Annotated in this window: 21 protein-coding genes; 7 read left to right on the forward strand and 14 right to left on the reverse strand. The window is 42.5% G+C overall.

Annotated elements, in window-relative coordinates; genetic code table 11:
- Positions 1 to 86: 86 nt before the first annotated feature.
- The 7 genes from M2132_RS04240 to rplM form a co-directional block, all read right to left on the reverse strand.
- Positions 87 to 323: a hypothetical protein gene (locus tag M2132_RS04240; protein ID WP_280671559.1), complete on the reverse strand. Its 237-nt coding sequence runs from the start codon at positions 321 to 323 to the stop codon at positions 87 to 89.
- Positions 324 to 343: 20 nt separating this feature from the next.
- Entirely contained in the window at positions 344 to 577 is a 234-nt protein-coding gene (locus M2132_RS04245) for a hypothetical protein (RefSeq protein WP_280671557.1), read from the reverse strand.
- A gap of 301 nt (positions 578 to 878) precedes the next feature.
- On the reverse strand, positions 879 to 2,042 hold the full coding sequence (locus M2132_RS04250) for a calycin-like domain-containing protein (RefSeq protein WP_280671555.1): 1,164 nt from the start codon (positions 2,040 to 2,042) through the stop codon (positions 879 to 881).
- Positions 2,043 to 2,266: 224 nt separating this feature from the next.
- Positions 2,267 to 3,091 (reverse strand): translation elongation factor Ts, encoded by an 825-nt coding sequence (gene tsf, locus M2132_RS04255; protein ID WP_280671553.1) that lies wholly within the window; start codon positions 3,089 to 3,091, stop codon positions 2,267 to 2,269.
- A gap of 120 nt (positions 3,092 to 3,211) precedes the next feature.
- Positions 3,212 to 4,069: a 30S ribosomal protein S2 gene (rpsB, locus tag M2132_RS04260; RefSeq protein ID WP_280671550.1), complete on the reverse strand. Its 858-nt coding sequence runs from the start codon at positions 4,067 to 4,069 to the stop codon at positions 3,212 to 3,214.
- 223 nt (positions 4,070 to 4,292) lie between these two features.
- Complete coding sequence (gene rpsI / locus M2132_RS04265; RefSeq protein WP_280671548.1) at positions 4,293 to 4,679, reverse strand: 30S ribosomal protein S9; 387 nt, start codon at positions 4,677 to 4,679, stop codon at positions 4,293 to 4,295.
- Between the two features lie 5 nt (positions 4,680 to 4,684).
- Positions 4,685 to 5,140 carry a 50S ribosomal protein L13 gene (rplM, locus tag M2132_RS04270; RefSeq protein ID WP_280671546.1) on the reverse strand — a complete coding sequence of 152 codons (456 nt, stop codon included), beginning with the start codon at positions 5,138 to 5,140 and terminating at the stop codon, positions 4,685 to 4,687.
- 200 nt (positions 5,141 to 5,340) lie between these two features.
- On the opposite strand from rplM, the gene M2132_RS04275 reads away from it, so the two are divergent.
- The 3 genes from M2132_RS04275 (at position 5,341) to M2132_RS04285 (ending at position 7,390) form a co-directional block, all read left to right on the forward strand.
- Positions 5,341 to 5,535: a hypothetical protein gene (locus M2132_RS04275; RefSeq protein WP_280671544.1), complete on the forward strand. Its 195-nt coding sequence runs from the start codon at positions 5,341 to 5,343 to the stop codon at positions 5,533 to 5,535.
- A 179-nt stretch (positions 5,536 to 5,714) separates the two neighbouring features.
- Positions 5,715 to 6,497, forward strand: a complete 783-nt coding sequence (locus M2132_RS04280; RefSeq protein WP_280671542.1) for an NrtR DNA-binding winged helix domain-containing protein — start codon at positions 5,715 to 5,717, stop codon at positions 6,495 to 6,497.
- A 14-nt stretch (positions 6,498 to 6,511) separates the two neighbouring features.
- On the forward strand, positions 6,512 to 7,390 hold the full coding sequence (locus M2132_RS04285) for a LuxR C-terminal-related transcriptional regulator (protein WP_280671540.1): 879 nt from the start codon (positions 6,512 to 6,514) through the stop codon (positions 7,388 to 7,390).
- A 12-nt stretch (positions 7,391 to 7,402) separates the two neighbouring features.
- Here M2132_RS04285 and M2132_RS04290 read toward each other — a convergent pair whose 3' ends face one another.
- The 6 genes from M2132_RS04290 to M2132_RS04315 all read right to left on the reverse strand — a co-directional run bounded on the left by M2132_RS04290 (position 7,403) and on the right by M2132_RS04315 (position 13,081).
- The gene (locus M2132_RS04290; RefSeq protein ID WP_280671538.1) at positions 7,403 to 9,262 is read right to left on the reverse strand and encodes a DNA topoisomerase IV subunit B; all 1,860 of its coding nucleotides are present in this window, start codon (positions 9,260 to 9,262) and stop codon (positions 7,403 to 7,405) included.
- A 123-nt stretch (positions 9,263 to 9,385) separates the two neighbouring features.
- Positions 9,386 to 10,516, reverse strand: a complete 1,131-nt coding sequence (locus tag M2132_RS04295) for a hypothetical protein (RefSeq protein WP_280671536.1) — start codon at positions 10,514 to 10,516, stop codon at positions 9,386 to 9,388.
- A gap of 285 nt (positions 10,517 to 10,801) precedes the next feature.
- Positions 10,802 to 11,605, reverse strand: a complete 804-nt coding sequence (locus tag M2132_RS04300) for a C40 family peptidase (protein WP_280671534.1) — start codon at positions 11,603 to 11,605, stop codon at positions 10,802 to 10,804.
- Between the two features lie 97 nt (positions 11,606 to 11,702).
- On the reverse strand, positions 11,703 to 12,050 hold the full coding sequence (locus tag M2132_RS04305) for a T9SS type A sorting domain-containing protein (RefSeq protein WP_280671532.1): 348 nt from the start codon (positions 12,048 to 12,050) through the stop codon (positions 11,703 to 11,705).
- Positions 12,051 to 12,188: 138 nt separating this feature from the next.
- The gene (locus tag M2132_RS04310) at positions 12,189 to 12,614 is read right to left on the reverse strand and encodes an N-acetyltransferase (RefSeq protein WP_280671529.1); all 426 of its coding nucleotides are present in this window, start codon (positions 12,612 to 12,614) and stop codon (positions 12,189 to 12,191) included.
- Positions 12,611 to 13,081 (reverse strand): GNAT family N-acetyltransferase, encoded by a 471-nt coding sequence (locus tag M2132_RS04315; protein WP_280671527.1) that lies wholly within the window; start codon positions 13,079 to 13,081, stop codon positions 12,611 to 12,613. The genes M2132_RS04310 and M2132_RS04315 overlap by 4 nt, the downstream gene beginning before the upstream one ends.
- A 122-nt stretch (positions 13,082 to 13,203) precedes the next feature.
- Between M2132_RS04315 and M2132_RS04320 the strand changes: the two genes are divergently transcribed.
- The 4 genes from M2132_RS04320 to M2132_RS04335 all read left to right on the forward strand — a co-directional run bounded on the left by M2132_RS04320 (position 13,204) and on the right by M2132_RS04335 (position 17,306).
- Positions 13,204 to 14,874: an AMP-binding protein gene (locus tag M2132_RS04320; protein WP_280671525.1), complete on the forward strand. Its 1,671-nt coding sequence runs from the start codon at positions 13,204 to 13,206 to the stop codon at positions 14,872 to 14,874.
- Positions 14,875 to 14,992: 118 nt separating this feature from the next.
- Positions 14,993 to 15,325, forward strand: a complete 333-nt coding sequence (locus M2132_RS04325; protein ID WP_280671523.1) for a hypothetical protein — start codon at positions 14,993 to 14,995, stop codon at positions 15,323 to 15,325.
- A 60-nt stretch (positions 15,326 to 15,385) separates the two neighbouring features.
- Positions 15,386 to 16,060: an OmpA family protein gene (locus M2132_RS04330; RefSeq protein WP_280671521.1), complete on the forward strand. Its 675-nt coding sequence runs from the start codon at positions 15,386 to 15,388 to the stop codon at positions 16,058 to 16,060.
- 151 nt (positions 16,061 to 16,211) lie between these two features.
- Positions 16,212 to 17,306, forward strand: coding sequence for a Nif3-like dinuclear metal center hexameric protein (locus M2132_RS04335; RefSeq protein WP_280671519.1), 1,095 nt, complete (start codon positions 16,212 to 16,214; stop codon positions 17,304 to 17,306).
- Positions 17,307 to 17,391: 85 nt separating this feature from the next.
- On the opposite strand, the gene M2132_RS04340 is transcribed toward M2132_RS04335, so the two are convergent.
- Positions 17,392 to 18,765, reverse strand: coding sequence for a leucine-rich repeat domain-containing protein (locus M2132_RS04340; protein ID WP_280671517.1), 1,374 nt, complete (start codon positions 18,763 to 18,765; stop codon positions 17,392 to 17,394).
- Between the last annotated feature and the right edge of the window lie 375 nt (positions 18,766 to 19,140).

Raw genomic sequence — 19,140 nt, forward strand, 5'->3', positions numbered from 1 at the left:
TCGGCAATAGGAAGAATGCTGTGTTTTATTAAAGATCCTTCGTTGCACTCAGGATGACAAAGCTAATATGTCTTATTTTCAGATAATTAATTATTATTTTCTTGGCATTCTTTCTGCTTTTTATCTTCTGCTCTAAACAGCAAGAATAAACCCACAGCAGGATTTACGCACGAGATAACCGTATATTTCTTCACTTCTTCCTTCGTTATCAAACTACTATCGAACACCTTTTCAATGGCATAAACAAGAAAAGCAGTATAGAAAGCCAAACAAACAACTATGCCCAACACAATGGTAAAATATGTAAACTCTGCAAATTCCATAAATTTTAATATTTTTAAAGTTACCAACGTTGTCCTTCTTCTTTATTCCCAAAATACCGTTCTTTCCTTTTTCGGCTCTCAGCCTGACGATAAAGCACAATTCCAAAAATGGGAAGAGCGCAGATAATGATGACATATCGTCTTATCTCTTCCTTTGTCATCAAGGTACTTTTAAAGACCTTATTCACCTCATAAGCCAAAGAGATAGGACTCAGAAGCAGACCGATAATTATTATATAAAACGTGTATTCCATAATATTTAACAATCAAATATCGTAAATATATAAAAATAAATGCCAATTCGCAAATTTTAATACAAAAACAATAACAAACAGTCACACCCTGATAAAACAAAGCGGGTGTCCCAAAAGTCGATTGATGGCATCAAATTGATACTCTCTACTGTCATGTTGAACGATAGTGAAACATCTCTTCTGTATCAAAAGAGATTCTTCCCTACGGTCAGAAAGACAAAGAAATCAAAAACTACTTTTGGGGCACCCGCCTCCTTAAAAAACAATCTTTTTACCTAATATCCCGAATGTGATATTTATATTATTTCACGAATACTTTTTGTGTATATCCGTTCACCGAAACCAGATAAACGCCTTTCGGCAAGTTTACCGAAACAACGTCCGCACTCGTGCTTACCTGCTTGTATACTTGTCCCGAAAGGGTGTAAACAACGGCCTGTCCGTTATTTTCGGACTGAATATACACCACGCCTTTATCTGTCCATATGACAGGTGTGTGTTCTGCTAGCGCTTCGTCATTGATGCCGCTTGTCTCTATCTTTGTTCCTTTGAAAAACACTGGAATGCTGCCCAACACAGGTATTTCAATAGTGAAGAGGATATCGGCAGTATTACCTTCCACAAAACCTTTTATAGTAATACCGATATTCATATCGACACCCATTATATTCAACACTACTTTCTGTGCGGTTGCTTGCAAAACGTAAATCCCGTTGCTTTGCAAAGTGACAGGAATTTCGTCCAATATTATATCTCCGAGCGACAATTCGACAGGGTCACCTTCCTGTGGCAGCATAAATTTGAAGTCACGGATAGCAAATTTAATAGCGTCGCCTAAAACCGAAGCCTCAAGGCTCACTGTATCGGGCTGTTCTACGATAAGTGTTTCGCCCCCGTTCAGTTCCGCAAGATCCACTTTAAGATCTCCTCCATAATTGCCCAAGATAGGTGTTACATCGGTCAAGGAAGGTCCTTCTTTATCAGGAATTATTTCGCCCGAAAATTCAACAGGAACATTTCCCACAAATGGCACTTTTATCGTGAAAACGATATCAGCCTTTTCGCCTTTCACTTCACCGGATATCGTTATGCTGATGTTCATTCCCAACAGTTTTACTGTCTGTACGGTTTCCTTCAAAGAATAAACACCGTCTTTCAGCACAACGGGAATCTCGTCCAAAACGATATCGCCCAACACAAATTCTGTTGGCTCCTTGCCTTCTTGCGGCATCGTAAACTTAAAGTCTCTTATCACGAACTTAACGGCTCCGGCCAAGTCAGAAGATTCGAGGCTGATAGTGTCGGTCGACTCAACAATACCACCGCTCATACCCGAAAGGTCTGCTTTGAGGCTTCCGCTATAATTGCCCAAGATAGGGTCTACCGTTTCGGCCATCGATGGCAAGAAAAAGCCTAAACACACCAAAATGCTTAGAAATAGTTTTTTTGTAAAAAGTTTTTTCATAAAAATTATTTTAGAGATGAATTAAAGCAAAGATGCTGTTATTGGGTTGCCCCGGATACGCTTTATGCCCCGCACAAGGGAAAAAGGGCATGGGCAAAATTCCCCATAACATTCTTTATTAAAAACAAATTAAACTAAAAACAGGTTTATTTATTTAACAAAATAAAAGAAGTCCGCTTACCAAGCGGACTTTCTTCAAATATATAGAGGAAAACCTCCTGAATTTATTCTGCGTTCAGAGTGAAGCGTTTGAAACCTACTACGGCAAGCTCTTTATCGGTTTGAGCCAAATACTGGCCGATAGTTTGTTTTGGGTTCTTAACGAACTCTTGTTCAAGAAGCGTAAACTCTTTGTAAAATTTCTGCAATGCACCTTCAGCAATACGGTCGAGCAGATTTTCAGGTTTACCTGCTTCGCGTGCTTTTTCGCGCGCAAGGTTCATTTCTCTTTCTCTGATGGCTTCCGAAACTTCTTCCGCGATAAGAGCCACAGGATTCATGGCTGCGATCTGCATAGCTACGTCTTTAGCAACCTGAGCATCAACGTCTTTTTTGTTGAAGCCTACTATTGTCGCAAGCTTGTTTCCGGGGTGGATGTAAGCAACCACATAAGGAGCCGAAATAGTTTCGTAAGCGCCCAACTCCATTTTTTCGCCTGTGATACCCATACGGTCGGTAACCAAATCGGCAATTTTGCGGCCGTCTACTTCAACAGCGTTCAGTTCGTCGAGCGAAGCCGGTTTCTTATCCAAAGCCGCATTAAGGATGCTTTTTGTAAGGTCAACAAAGTCGGCGTTAATAGCCACAAAGTCAGTTTCGCATTTCAAGGCCACGATAGCGCCAAACTCACCGTTAACGGCTGCCAATACACAACCTTCGGATGCGTCGCGGTCGCCACGTTTAGCGGCAAAAGCCTGACCTTTTTTACGTATTATTTCGATTGCTTTTTCAAAATCACCAGCTGCTTCGTTCAAAGCATTTTTACAATCCATCATACCCGCGCCTGTTCTTTTACGCAAGTTTTGGATATCTGCCATTGTTACTGCCATAACTTCAATTTCTTTATTTTATTTTTATACTTAATTTCTAAACAAAAAAGTTAAGAGATAAGTGCTGATAACGAGAACTGTTCCAGCACTTAAATCCTAACATATTACTGATAGTATTTCTTATTCTTCGTCTTCTTTAACGAATTTGCTGGCAACTGCCGCCTTCAAAGCTTCTTCGTCATCTTTCGATGCGCGCTCTTTCTTTGCGCCTGTTCTGGCACGGCGTTCTTTGCGTTCTTCGCCGTCTTCTTCGGCTTGCGCCTCAGCTGCATTGGCGTCAGCTTTTTCTATCTTTCTTTCTTCCAATCCTTCTTTAATGGCTCCGCATACATGACCTACGATAACTTCGATAGATTTCGAAGCGTCATCGTTGGCTGGGATAACGAAGTCGATGCTTGTAGGATCAGAGTTTGTATCTACCATCGCAAATACAGGGATACCCAATCGTTGAGCCTCTTTCACAGCGATGTGCTCTTTCAATACGTCAACCACGAACAAAGCCGATGGCAAACGCGTAAGGTCTTGGATAGAACCTAAGTTTTTCTCCAATTTGGCACGTTGGCGTGTGATTTGAAGTTTTTCTCTTTTCGAAAGTGTATCGAAAGTTCCGTCTTTAATCATTTTGTCGATTGTCGACATTTTTTTGATTGCTTTACGGATTGTTGGGAAGTTTGTTAACATACCACCCGGCCAACGCTCAATCACGTATGGCATATTTACTGATTGGGCAAGGTCTGCGATAGCTTGTTTTGCTTGTTTTTTTGTAGCAACAAACAATACTTTTTTGCCCGATTTTGCAATTTGTCTCAAAGCAGCGGCAGCCTCATCGGCTTTGGCAACTGTTTTGTAAAGGTCAATGATGTGGATACCATTGCGCTCCATAAAAATGTAAGGAGCCATTGCCGGATTCCATTTTCTCTTCAGGTGACCGAAGTGCACACCGGCATCAAGTAATTGGTCAAATTCTAATTTTGCCATTCTTTGTTTAATTTTTTAATCGTTTACTTTCTTTTTCTGTTTCTTTCCGAATTGCCGGGTAGTCCCCTAAGTATGGGGGAGTCCCGCCAATTTAGATGCTAAACGTTATATCTTTCAGGCAGTGCGGGCAAAAACCCATGCACTTAATATTCTATTGTCACACAGCGACGGCCACAAGCGGTATTCCCCAAGACGACCGGCATGAGTGAAAGCCATAAACAAATTAACGTTTCGAGAATTGGAATCTCTTTCTCGCTTTTGGTTGTCCCGGTTTTTTACGTTCTACCACACGTGGGTCGCGAGTCATAAACCCTTCAGCTCTTAGAGCAGGTTTATCTTCCGGATTGATTTTAACAAGAGCACGGGCTATACCTAAACGGGCAGCTTCCGACTGTCCTTTATAACCACCGCCATTCAAGTTAATCTTAATATCGTATTTTTCTGCAACGCCCAATTTGTTGAGGGGTTGAGTAACCACGTATTGAAGAATAGTTGAAGGGAAGTAGTTGGCCAACTCGCGTTTGTTGATAATGATTTTTCCGGTTCCTTCGCTAACGTACACACGCGCTACAGCAGCTTTACGTCTTCCGATTGCATTTATAACTTCCATTGTCATTATTTAAGTACGTTAATATCTATTGTTTTGGGTTGTTGAGCAGCATGGTTGTGCTCAGCTCCGGCATACACATGTAGGTTTCTGAGAAGTGCTGCGCCTAATTTGTTTTTAGGCAACATACCTTTCACCACTTTGAGCATCAAACGGTCTGCGCCTTTTTCCAAAAGAGCGGCAGGAGTTGTTTCTCTTTGTCCACCGGGATAGCCTGTATATCTGAGGTAAACACGGTCGGTCCATTTATTACCTGTCAATACAACTTTTTCTGCATTGATAATAATCACATTATCGCCACAGTCTACGTGTGGAGTATAATTTGGTTTATACTTTCCTCTTAAAATTTTTGCTACTTTCGAAGCCAAACGACCCAAAGTTTGTCCGTCAGCATCAACCACAACCCATTCTTTGTTTGCAGTTGCCTTATTAGCAGAAATGGTCTTATAACTTAAAGTATCCACTTTCTTTAATTGTTTTTAATTTGTTAATGACTCCACGGTTTGGCTCAACTGTTATCTCTGCGTTTTGGGCTAAGGGGTAAAACGCATAACAATATATATACCAAACACTTACGCTTATGCTTTCAATAATCGGTTCGCAAAATTACAGTTTTTGACCGAGATATCAAAAAAAAAGCCGATAAATTTAAAAGGTTCGTATTATGCCACAACGCTTTGGGGGCATCGCTCTGTTTTCCTTTTCTTTTTCATTACAGCCTTTTAAAGTAAGGCAAAGAGCCAAATATTTGCACAAACACTCCCTCCGGGCTTTGCCCGAGCCGGTAAAACGAAAATCCAAAGCATTCCGGGTAACTCTTCCTGTGGGGGATAACAAACTGAATACAGCCAACCGGTAATGCTATTAAACAATAATAATAAAGGCTGTTTTATTGAAAAATTATAATAAAAATGTCTATTGTGTTTTTAAACCGCATTGTTTTTTTTCAAAAAAATAAAAATAACACGTATCTTTGCTTCCGATTCTTTTTCGAAAATGTATATTGTTTATTATTTTTAATCTTTTCTATAAAACCCTATGGAGAAAACAAATCCTGTAAAGTCTTTTAGCAGTTTTTTAAAAGACCAGAAATATCAGCCGGGCATTTTTATAGCGTGTGTAACTTTCGGGTTTCAGGATGGGCTTCTCAAAGTCTTACTGAACAGATACGGGTCGGCGCCTTGGATGCTTCCGGTAGGCTTTATTTATCGGGACGAAGATATAGATACCGCCGCCAAACGCATACTTGAAAGCAGGACATCCTTTACCGATATTTACCTCAAGCAATTCAGTACTTTTGGCAGTATCGACGCAATCCACACCAACGAAAATGTTGAATTCGCAACCCTGTTGGGAATAGGCCAACCCGAAATTCAATGGTTCGAACAACGCTTCATCACCATTGGATACTACTCGTTTGTTAATATCGCTAAAGTTAAAATAGAATCGACACACTGGGAAGAAGAAAACAAATGGTTTGCCATAAACGACCTGCCTCCATTGAGGACAGAGCACGACAAAATGATACAATACGCCTTAGAAAGCATCCGTAACCAGATGGGAAACATCCCGATTGGCTATCAGTTGCTCCCCGAAAAATTCACGATGCCCGAACTACGCCTCATATACGAAGCCATTTTGGGGCGTGAGCTCGACCGCCGTAACTTTCAGCGGAAAATGCTTTCTACGGGATTAATGAAAAAACTGAGCGAAACAAAAAAATGTGGTTCGCACAAATCGCCTTTCCTCTACACATTCAACCACGAAAAATACGCTCACTCTATGGAATTTGACTTACCTTTGATGACTTGGAAAATATAACAAGCCGGTAACTTATGAATTTCTTAGCAGAAACCTCCGTACTCTCTGACCATATCAACGAAAACTTGCAGCTGATACCCGTAATCAGCCGCTTCGGTATAAGATTGGGCTTGGGCGACAAAACCGTGCATACCATCTGCACGGAGTACAACCTGAATACGGATTTCGTTTTAGCCATACTGAACACATACCTGAACGAGGATTATTTCCCCGAAAAAAAACTTCAGGAGTTCGATATCGCACTGGTTTCTAACTATCTGAAACAAACCGACCAGTATTACGCGCATGCCCTTGTGCCCAATATAGAAAAGCACCTCAATGCCTTTATAGCCATGAGCGACCCCGGCAACAAGCAACTGACGCTGATAAGCAAACTATTTGTGCGGTTTAAGGAAGAGTTGATGTCGCGTATCCGCAAAGGGCTTTTGGAGGACGACACGGCACATGCCCTGCTATTCGACCTCAAGAACATCCTCGTTAAGCACATCAGCGGTAACTTTAATGAAAACCTCTGCTATGCCGTTGTATTTTCGATAGACAGTCTGGCGCACGACCTCAACAAGCACAACCGCATAAGGGAGCGCATACTGAAACCCATGATAGACAACCTTGCCGACGCAGGCATTGACGACTGGCAAAGCCTGATAGCCGGAGAAAAATCGGCCGTGACCGACGAATCGCTCGAAATTTCGCCACGCGAACTCGAAGTACTCAAACTGGTTGCTATGGGCTTACTAAACAAAGAAGTAGCCGACCGCCTGAACATCAGCCTGAACACAGTGCTTTCGCATCGCAAAAACATTACGGCAAAGCTTGGGATAAAAACCGTTTCGGGTTTGATTTTCTACTGCATCAGTCACGGATACATCTCGGCCGACGAAATAGAGCTGTAAGCGCACAATTTATCACTCATCTACCTCAACCACAAGATTTTCGATGATGAAGCCTTGCCTTTCGGGTGTATTTTTGCCCATATAGAAACTGAGCATATCTTTCACCAAATCTTCTTTTTTCATGGTGACCCTGTCTAAACGTATATCCTTACCGATAAAGTGGCGGAATTCGTCGGGTGAGATTTCGCCCAACCCTTTGAAGCGGGTTATTTCGGGATTTGTGCCCAATTTCTGAATCGCCGCCAAGCGTTCTTCTTCGCTATAACAGTAAATCGTTTCTTTTTTATTCCGCACACGGAACAATGGCGTTTGCAGGATGTAGACATGGTTCTTCTTTACCAAATCGGGGAAGAATTGCAAAAAGAACGTCAGCAACAGCAGGCGGATGTGCATACCGTCAGTATCGGCATCGGTTGCGATGATAACTTTATTGTAGCGCAGGCCGTCCAACCCATCCTCTATATTCAGGGCGGCCTGCAAGAGGTTAAACTCTTCGTTTTCGTAAACAATCTTCTTTGTCAGCCCATAACTGTTGAGGGGCTTACCACGGAGCGAAAAAACGGCTTGCAGGTTGGGGTCGCGGCTTTTGGTGATAGAGCCACTGGCCGAGTCTCCCTCGGTGATGAAGATACAGGTTTCGTCCAACTTATCGCCCTTCGTGTCGTTATAATGGATGCGGCAATCGCGCAGTTTTTTATTGTGCAGGTTAGCCTTCTTGGCACGCTCGCGAGCCAGTTTAGTGACTCCGGCAATGGCTTTACGCTCTTTTTCGGACTCCAATATCTTTTTCAGCAAGGCATCGGACGTATCGGGGTCTTTGTGCAGATAATTATCCAGTTCTTTCTTTATGAAATCTCCTATAAATTTCTGAACGGTAGGCCCATTGGGACCCATGTCTTTCGATCCCAGCTTCGTTTTTGTTTGCGACTCAAACACCGGCTCCTCTACCTTAACACTCACAGCGGCAACAATACCACTGCGGATATCGGCATAATCGAAGTTTTTGTTGTAATACTCCTTTATCACCCTCGACACCGACTCTCTGAAGGCCGACTGGTGCGTGCCTCCCTGCGTGGTGTGCTGCCCGTTCACAAACGAGTAATACTCCTCGCCATACTGGTTAGTGTGTGTTATCACCACCTCAATATCGGTATCCATCAAGTGAATGATAGGATAAAGGGCGTCGGATGTCATATTCTCGTTCAGCAAATCGACAAGCCCGTTGCGCGAGTGGAAGCGTTTACCGTTGTAGATAATTGAAAGACCTGTATTCAGGAAAACATAATTCTTCAACAGGCTTTCGATATACTCGTCACGATAAAGATAATCTTTAAATATAGTACCATCGGGAACGAACTCGGTGAGCGTTCCGTTATCTTGGGTTGTTGGCTGAGGTTTTGTTTCGTTCGTAACTTCGGCTTTGCTGTATTCAACAAGTACGGTTTGCCCATCACGAAACGATTGTATCTTAAAATAAGCGGAAAGAGCATTCACCGCCTTGATACCCACACCGTTGAGGCCGACCGATTTTTTGAAGGCCTTAGAGTCGTACTTGGCTCCGGTGTTCATTTTAGACGAAACGTCTTTCACCTTGCCCAAAGGCACGCCACGGCCGTGGTCACGAACACGCACCGCACCATCGGTTATATCAACTTCGATGGTTTTGCCGAAACCCATCATATACTCGTCGATAGAGTTATCGAGCACCTCTTTCAGAAGCACGTAAATACCATCGTCGGCCGACGAGCCATCGCCCAGCTTACCGATATACATACCCGGACGGCGGCGGATATGCTCCTGCCAATCGAGGGTTTTTATATCATCGTCCGAATAGTTTTCTTGTGGTAAGTCGGGATATAGTTCTTCTGCCATGTTTGTTTAATTGCTTCAAAAAAAAGGTTCAGGCAAAGATAGTTTTTTTCGCAAAAAAAATCAAGCGGGTTCGCTTGCCGCCAACCCGCCCGTTCCACTTATTTTCACCTTTCGGCCTGTCAGTTATATATTTTTCACATAAGCCCTGCGGGTTTTATGATGCTCGGCATCAAAACCGTCCCAAAGGGCTGCTATCTTGGTATTTACTTCCAATTCAGGGTTCGTTTCCGCAAAGCGGAAGCCGCTATTGTAGGCCGATGGAATAAAGTCGTTAAAGATAATGGCGTTCACTCCTTTTCCCTGATATTCGGGCGCTATGCCCATAAGCATCAAATCGACCACAGGGTTCGACTTACCTTTCAGCCCTTTCAACAGGGATATCCAACCAAAGGGAAAAAGCTTACCCCGCGACTTTATCAACGCTGCCGACAAACTGGGAACGGCAATGCCGAAGCCAACCACCTCGTCGGTCTCTTCTTTTACAACAATCGACACTACATCCCAACGCAACATCGGAACATACATCTTCACATAATAATCTATCTGCCGCTTTGTGAGGGGGGCAAAACCATAGAGCGGAGCATAGGCTCTGTTCAGCAGGTTAAACAGTTTGTCGATATAGGGTGTTACTTGCTTCAGGTTTTGGAACTTCAAAAGTTTAAGCCCGTATTTTTCTGCCACGATTTTAGCTATTCGCTGATGCCTTTCGGGAACCGAACTGGGCACAGGTATGTAAAACTCATGCCAATCCACATCTTTTTCAAAGCCCAACCGTTCTATCTGCTCCTTGTAGTAAGGATAACTATATGTTGTAGCCATCGTGGATACACGGTCGTAACCATGAATAAGCAAACCTTCGTGGTCAAGGTCGGTATAGCCCATCGGGCCTTGAATCTGCTTCATGCCTTTTTTGCGCCCCCAATCTTCGGCAGCGGCAAATAGGGCGTCAACAACCTCGTTGTCGTCAACAAAATCTACAAAGCCAAAACGGAGGGCATCTTTCCCCCACACCTCATTGGCCGTCCGGTTTATTATGGCTGCAATACGCCCCACAATCTTACCGTCCCTGTACGCAAGGAATAACTGCTGCTCGCAAAAATCGAATGCCGGATTTTTCTTTTCATCGAGCGTACCCAATTCGTCCAACACCAAAGGCGGAACATAATAAGGACTGTCTTTGTATAAGTTTATGGGGAATTTTACAAATTTCTTTTTAGACGCCTTGTCGTTTGCTTCTACAATTTTTACTGACATCGGTAATTATTCTTGTTTTTTACTTTTCTTTATCAAAAAAAACTCCTGCATTGGCATTGCTTATAGCAGAGCGCAACAAAGATACATTTTTTTATTTTGTATTACCCGTAGTGCATTTAGAGAGTTTATATCAAAAAATTTATTATAAACATTTTATAGCATTTGTCATTGAGTCGCCTACGCCCCTCGAACGTTGTTTCTCAGCAAAGTGAAGAATCCGCATGTATGTTTTATCCAAACTCCTTCGTTACACTCAAGAGTTCTATTCATTACAATCTTATCATTTCACAATCGCCTTATGGCAGCCAAAGTGTGTGTATATTCCGAGGCGGCTTCGTTGAAAATACCGTTCCCGTCAACACTATCTATCCGCACCTGCCCCGAAGCATGGATTATCCGCCTCTCGCCCAGATAAATGCCAACATGGGTTATCCGTTCCGCTTTGCAAAAAAACATGAGGTCGGCAGGTTGTGCCTGCTCAATGCCACTCACGGCAACCCCTTCGTTTACCTGCATGCTTGCATCGCGGGGAAGCGTATAACCGGCAAGCGACGCGGCCACCTGCACAAGTCCCGAACAGTCTATCCCCAATATATTTTTACCGCCCCACAAGTAAGGAGTGTTCGTGAAAATATTTGCCGAGGGTATGATGTTTTCTACCCTCTTATCTGGTAGGTAAGTAACAAAATCGGAGTGAATCTGATAGGCTTTGCCCCCAACCTCAAAGCGGCTCGTTTCGTGGTTGTAGAACGGAATTCTACTCCCTGCCGAAAGGTGCAAAACGGTTTTATTGCCCATGCGGAAAGCGTTAACAACGGGCGCATTCGTCCTGAAAACAGGAGCCTCGGCCATCGCCTTGTGTTCCTGTTCCGAAATTTCGGTCAGCATCTTGGCATCGACCCACCCCCAGTAGCCATCATCATGGTTTTTAATTTTGGCGAATCCCTCCGAAAAATCAGTTATCTCGCAGAAATCGCCAAACAAAAGCTGGGTTACCATTTCGTTCCTCTCCCGGCTTCCGTTTTGTGTATCGCCCAAATCGGCTCTGACCGGGGCTATCGGATTCAGATTTACCGCATATCGTATCATAGACGCGTCTGTTTTTTTTACGTTCAGTTTTCTCTAATTAAAAAAGGAGACCTAAAATATAAGTCTCCTTCGTATCTATATTATTCAAAAATAGATCTTATTTTACAATAAACTTTTTTGCACTAATAGTTTTAGCACCATCCTCAACCGAGTAGATGTATGCTCCTTTATCCAGATTAACAGACAAATCCACCGAGTTTTGCCCTGGGCTTAGGCGAACCGAATAAACGTTCTTGCCCAAGAGGTTGTATATCTTCAAAACCTTTGATGTTTTGAAATTGTATGTAATCCTGATACTTTCGCCCGTTGCGTTCGATATTGTTACATATTCTTCTTCCGCCACACCGGCTGCAATCCCATCGTTCCCTCTATCGGGGAAAGGGTTTGCGGCAGCGTATCCGCAAAGAATAAATGAAACAAATATATAAAGTAAAAGTCTTTTCATTTTCTAATCCTTATCGTTATTTGTGTGTATAATTATACACCATAACACTACAAAGTTAGTAAATTATTTGAATCACGAAATAATTTCACAAATGTTTTTACAATTATTTCAGATTATTGCCGTTGCGGCTTCAAATCTTTACCCCCAACGCATGAGTAACTCCTCGCGCTTGGTGTCGAAATCGGGGCGACGCTCTATAATGCGGAAGCCTTCCTTCTCATAAAACTTCACGGCATTCGCATTTTCGGCATAGACAGTTACATCAAGGCGCGAGTAAATTTCTTTACAATAATTAATCAGTTCGTTGCCAACGCCCAACCGTTGATATTCTTCGCCAACAAAAAGGGCCCCGATAAAATAATCGTCAACAATGCTCACAAACGCCTTCACCGTGCCTTCCTCTTCATAAACATATGAGGTTGCGCCGGGTAGGTACTCGTTTTTAACCTCCTCAAAATTATTCACCCAATAGCTTTCGGGTATAAAAAAATGAGCCGAAACATTGGTTCGCAGCCAAATATCCATTACGGCTTCAACATCGCTGGGGTTTATCTCTCTTATCATAATTCTATTGCTTGTATTGTTTTTTCCATTCTTATGTGGGGTATCCCGTCTTCCAGATATACATCGCTAATCCTGACAAAACCATGCCGGTGGTAAAAAGGTTCTAAGTGCTTCTGTGCCGATATTTCTATATCGAGGTTGCCCCAAGCCGCATAAAGCCTCTCTATGGCTTCGCGCATAAGCGCGTGCCCATACTTCCTGCCCCTATACCGGGGAGTGACAACAACACGCCCGATGCTTGCCTTACCGAAATAACTACCGGGGCGGAACATCCGGCAGTAAGCCACCAGTTCGTCGCCTATACAGCCCAAAACGTGCAATGCCTCGCCGTCTTTGCCGTCAACGTCCTGATACACGCAGTTCTGCTCAACAACAAACACCAAACTGCGCAGATGCAGCACAGAATAAAGCATCGGCGTTGTCAGTTCCTCGAAGCGAACCACTCTCCATGTTAGCAAATTAGTCATATGGTGTAAATATAGATGAAATACTTTAATTTTATAACAACAAAGATGGGCTATCTGTTTTTCGTTTCAAAAAAGTTTTTACATTTGCAATAAACAGGACTATAAATTTAGATAAGCCTTGTATGGAAAAAAGCTTTCTGGACTATATAAAAAACGGCATCCTGAACAATTGGGAAAAGCCGGCCCTGACCGATATTAACGGACAAACTTTCCGGTATAGCGACCTTGCCCGGGAGATAACAAAAATTCAGTTGCTCTTGTCGGCCTTCGGTATAAAAAAGAGCGACCGCGTTGCCCTGTGCGGACGCAACTCATCGCATTGGGCTATATCGTTTTTCGGCTCCATCTCTTATGGGGCTGTGCCCACAACCATATTGCAGGATTTCAACGCCGAAAGTATTTACAACATAGTGAACCACAGCGAAGCAAAAACGCTGTTTGTTGCCGAAGCCGTTTGGAAAAGGTTGGACCTTGCGCAGATGCCCGCCCTTACTTCCATCGTACTTCTGGAAGACTTTTCGATTATAAAAACCAACAACCAAGCTATCGCTGAAAACGGTTTTGACGCGGAAAAAGCGCTGGCCGAAAAATTCCCCGCAGGCTTAACCAAAGAAGATATTTATTTTCACAAAGAAAGCCCCGAAGAACTTGCCCTGCTCAACTATACATCGGGCACTACCAGCAACCCCAAAGGGGTGATGCTGCCTTACAGAAGCCTGTGGTCTAACACCCGCTTTGCCGTTGATAACATCCCTTTCGTGAAAGCCGGCGACGGGCTGGTAAACATGCTGCCTATGGCGCACATGTATGGCCTGGCCTTCGAGATACTGCTGTCGGTGGCAAAAGGATGCCATGTTTATTTTATATCTAAACCGCCTTCGCCCAACGTTATAATAGATGCCTTTGCCAAGGCTAAACCCCGATTGGTGATAGCTGTTCCGCTGATTATAGAAAAGATTGTGCGGAACGTGGTTTTTCCTCAGCTCGAAAAACAACCTGTCAGAACACTCCTCAAAATACCGGGAGTGCGCAGCATAATGTATCGTAAGATAAAAAATAAGATGATGGATACATTTGGCGGAAACTTGGTGGAAGTGGTTATAGGCGGTGCGGCTCTGAGCAAAGAAGTTGGCGATTTTCTGTCGAAAATAAAATTCCCCTACACCGTAGGGTATGGAATGACCGAATGCGGCCCCCTTGTCACTTACGAATATTGGGCAAGCTACAAGGCGGGGTCGTGCGGCAGGGCTGTTGACCGTTTAGAGATAAAAGTAGATTCGCCCGACCCAGCCCACACGGCAGGCGAAATTTTTGTACGGGGCCACAACGTAATGCTCGGATACCTCAAAAACGAAGAAGCCACACGCGCCGTACTCTCGGCCGACGGATGGCTCAACACGGGCGATTTGGGAGTGATAGACAAAGACGGTTTTGTATTCATCCGGGGGCGTTCAAAAACCATGATACTGGGGGCATCGGGGCAGAACATCTATCCCGAAGAGATTGAAGACGTGCTGAACGGCTCGCCAATCGTTGCCGAATCGTTGGTTATAGAATCGGAAGGCAAGCTCGTTGCACTGGTGTACCCTGACCAAGATTATCTGAAAACCAACCGGATTCAACAATCGCAACTGCCTCAACTTCTGGACGAGGAAATAAAGGTACTCAACAAACGCCTGCCATCGTATAGCCGGATAGCTAAAGTCAGAATACGCACCGAGGAGTTCGAAAAAACGCCAAAAAAGAGCATCAAAAGGTTTTTATATCAAGAAAACATTGAAAAAACAAACTAAAAAAACTATTTTTGACCCGAGTTCGAAAAAATGCTTAACACAACATCATCTTTTTTTTGAACATACTATTATGAATGATTGTTATTATTTTTGAGTCTTTATAATTCAAACAAATTATATGAGTAAAGATATTGATCCGATAGGATACGACGAAGACGAAGCTGTGAAGTTTATTCAAAACAGCTTGCCGCAAGAATTGAAAGGAAAGTTCTCGGACGATGAAATAAACTATATCGTTGACATCGTATACGACTTCTACGAAAACAAAGGTCTGATGGACAGCAAAGTCGCTTCCGACGACGAGTTTATAGAAATAGACGAAGACGAGATGGTGGAGTACGTGCTCAAAAACACGAAGAAAGACAAAATAAAAGACTTCACGGCCGAAGAAATCGCTTTCATCGTGCGGGGCGAACTTGCTTATTGCGACTCTATCGACATGTTTGAGTAAAAAAAATCAATTAAATAGAGATATCAATTAATTTAAATACAGACTAAAACAAAATTTTGTATGAAAACATTATCAATTTTTGGAGCTATTGCTCTTAGTGTTGCAGTTTTATTTTCGAGTTGCGGAGCCAGCAACACAGTTAAAGGAACAGGTATTGGTGCGGGTGCGGGTGCTGCCCTTGGCGCAGGTATCGGAGCCATCATAGGCGGTGGCAAAGGTGCTGCTTGGGGTGCTGGTATCGGTACTGTTGTTGGTGGTGGCGCAGGTGCTATCATTGGTAACAAAATGGATAAACAAAAAGAAGAACTTGAGAAAATCAACAACGCTCAGGTTGAATCTATAAACGACGGACAGGCGCTTAAAGTTACTTTCGAGTCGGGCATCCTTTTTGCCACAAACTCAAGTACTCTTAGCTCTGCTGCTCAGACTTCGTTATCGGCTTTCGCTACTTCGTTGCGGAACAACCCCGATACCGATATTCAGATTTTTGGGCATACCGATAGCACCGGTAATGATAAAATAAACAATCCTCTTTCTGAGAAAAGAGCTGCCGCTGTTTACGCGTTCCTACAAAACAAAGGTATTTCGGGCAACCGTATGGAATCGCAAGGTATGGGTTCTACTCAACCAATTGCCGACAACAGTACAAAAGCCGGTCAGGCTCAGAACCGCCGTGTTGAAGTTTACATCCTTCCTAACGAGAAGATGATTCAAGACGCGCAACAAGGCAGATAATAATCTGTTATCTTAATTATCTTTTAATAAACCGAAGGCTGCGATTTAAGTTTTGCAGCCTTCGGTTATTTTTATCGGTCAATGCCCTGCTTATCCCAAAAGACTTCTGTATATTTGTTTTTGTAACAAAGAAATATAAACGGGCAAAACCATGAAAATAAGAGAAATACTACAAGCCATAGAACAGCTTGCGCCACTACCCTTGCAAGAAAGCTTCGACAATAGCGGCCTGCAAATAGGCGAAACCCATCAGGAAGCTAAAGGCGTGTTGCTGACATTGGACGTAACCGAACAGGTTGTAGACGAGGCCATATCGCTTGGCTGTAACCTTATCGTATCGCACCATCCTCTTGCTTTCAGGGCTTTTAAGTCGCTCACGGGCAAAAACTATGTTGAACGATGCATGCTCAAAGCCTGTAAGCACGACATAGTGATCTATGCCGCCCACACTAATCTGGACAATGCCATGGGAGGCGTAAACTTCAAGCTTGCCCAAATGCTGGGGCTGCAACAGGTACGCATACTTGCACCTGCCGAGCAGAGTTTGGTAAAACTCGTTACCTTTGTTCCCCATTCGCATGCCGAGAATATCCGCACAGCCCTGTTTAATGCCGGAGCCGGCAATATAGGGAACTACGATTCATGCAGCTATAACCTGTCGGGGACGGGAACTTTCCGTGCAAATGACGACTCTACCCCCTACTGCGGAAAAATTGGCGAACTACACCACGAGGAAGAAACAAGGATAGAGGTTATACTTCCGGCTTTCAGACAGAACGAAGTGGTGCGCGCCCTGATAACCGTGCATCCATACGAAGAACCTGCATACGACCTTTACCCTCTCAACAACAAATGGGCACAGGCCGGAAGCGGCGTTGTAGGTTCGCTGCCCGAAGCTATGGAAGAAGAAACATTCCTCTATCTGCTGAAAGATACTTTCAAGCTGACCACCCTCCAGCACTCGGCATATACCGGCAAGATGATAAAAGACGTTGCCATATGCGGCGGTAGCGGTGCATTCCTTATCCCCAAAGCCATTTCGTACGGAGCCGATGTATTCTTGACGGGCGAAGCCAAGTATAACGATTTTTACGACGTTGAAGACAAAATTATGCTCACAACGATAGGCCATTACGAATCGGAGGTATGCACAAAGGAGATTTTCAGAAAATTGCTTTCAGACAGGTTTCCCGATTTGGAGCTAATTCCTTCGAGCTTCGACGTAAATCCCGTAAACTACCTGTAACCCCGTACAAACACGAGAAGGTGATAAATAAAACAAACGGCAAGCCTGGAATATAGCTTGCCGTTTGTTTTATTTAGTCTTATTATTACTGAACAATTATTTTCTGCTTTTCGTCATTTGTTTTTACGATGTACACGCCTTTAGTCAAAGGGATTTCAGTGTACCCACTGATAACAGATTGATAAACTGTGTGTCCCGAAAGATTATATACAGAAACATTTACTTGCTCTTTTGCCTCAATAGTAATGCCTTCTGAAGTAGACTGAATAGTAATATTGTTTTCATTTATAGCGCTTATGGAACTTGCTCCTTCTTCAATGATATTTTTAAACTCCGACCAATAAGGAGCTTTCCGGTAGGTATCGAAAGAACCTTTTGGAACATACAACTTGCATGTTTTTTTATCTACACCCAAAAATGTCCCTGATTCGATTGTTGCCGGGTCAATACTTTTACAATATATCTCAGCCAATTCTGTACAGTTTCTAAAAGCCGCAGTTTCAATAAAATTGACACTATTCCCAATAGTAACACTTGTTAAACTACTACAAGCATCGAAAGCAACACCCCGTATAGAAACAACATTGTCTGGGATAATTATATTTGTCAATCCCGTACAATCAGCAAAAGAAGAAATATTAATAGTAGTGATGCCATTACCAATAGTTACATTCGTTAAACCGAAGCACTCTTCAAAAGCAGAACTTTCAATGTGAGTGACACTATTTGGAATATCAATGTTTGTTAATGACTCACACTTATAAAAAGCAGCGCATCCAATCGAAGTAACATTATCAGGAATTGTAATATTTGTTAAGTTTGTGCATCTAAGAAAAACCCAACCTTTAATTTCTGTAATACCATTACCAATAGTTACATCTGTTAAACTGGAACAACCTTCAAAAGCATAAATTCCTATATAGGTAACACTATTTGGGATATCAATGTTTGTTAATGACTCACACTCATAAAAGGCATAGCCTCCAATACCAGTAACATTATCGGGAATTTCAATATTTGTCAATTTTTCACAACCATAAAAAGCAGAATTTCCAATATAGGTAACAGTTTTGGGGATAACTATCTTTGTTAATTCCGTGCATTTCCCGAACATAAAGTCTGATATAGAATTGTTTGAGGTTGTGTAAGAGTTTGAAAAATTATCACCACCCGAAACAATATTGGCTTCCGAAATATCCAACATCGCTAACTTTCCATCGGTGGAGCCACCCTGAGCATTACGCCCTGTCATCGCTCGGATATAGCGTATATCTGTACCATTTAACTCTCCGGAAAGCGTTAACTCTGTGATTTTGTATTTATCGTCTTCGGCGATAAGAGAGGGCAATGTTCCTGCCGTTTCCACATGCAATATGGTTGGTGTTTGTGCCCATAAGCTTATTTGCAGTAATAAGCCTATTATTACTAACGATGGTTTTAGAAGTAAATTTTTCATCATAATCTTTTTGTTTTATTTGTGTTTTCTATTCCTTTATAAAGAACGAGGCATAATAAAACAGAAAGGGCAGAAGTTCTTAAATTCCCTATCTTTAAATGCTCTCTCTTCTCATTATAAGCCATCTTTCCTTTATCATTAAGGCATAATGTATTACTACAAATATAATGAAATTGATACCATTAACAAATATTTATTATTATAAATATGAATAATGCGAATCAGTAGTTGAAACAATTCGCTGATTTGTTTAGTTAAAATATTTATTATCAATGAAATAAGTGCGTTGAATATTTGCTCAATCTCTTGAAAATCATTAACTTAAAAGAATAATTCCCATTATTTTTTTAATTATGATTCCCAAGAAGAAAGAGCTTA

Origin of the sequence: Dysgonomonas sp. PH5-45 (genome assembly GCF_029893235.1) — a bacterium.
Lineage (GTDB): Bacteria > Bacteroidota > Bacteroidia > Bacteroidales > Dysgonomonadaceae > UBA1309.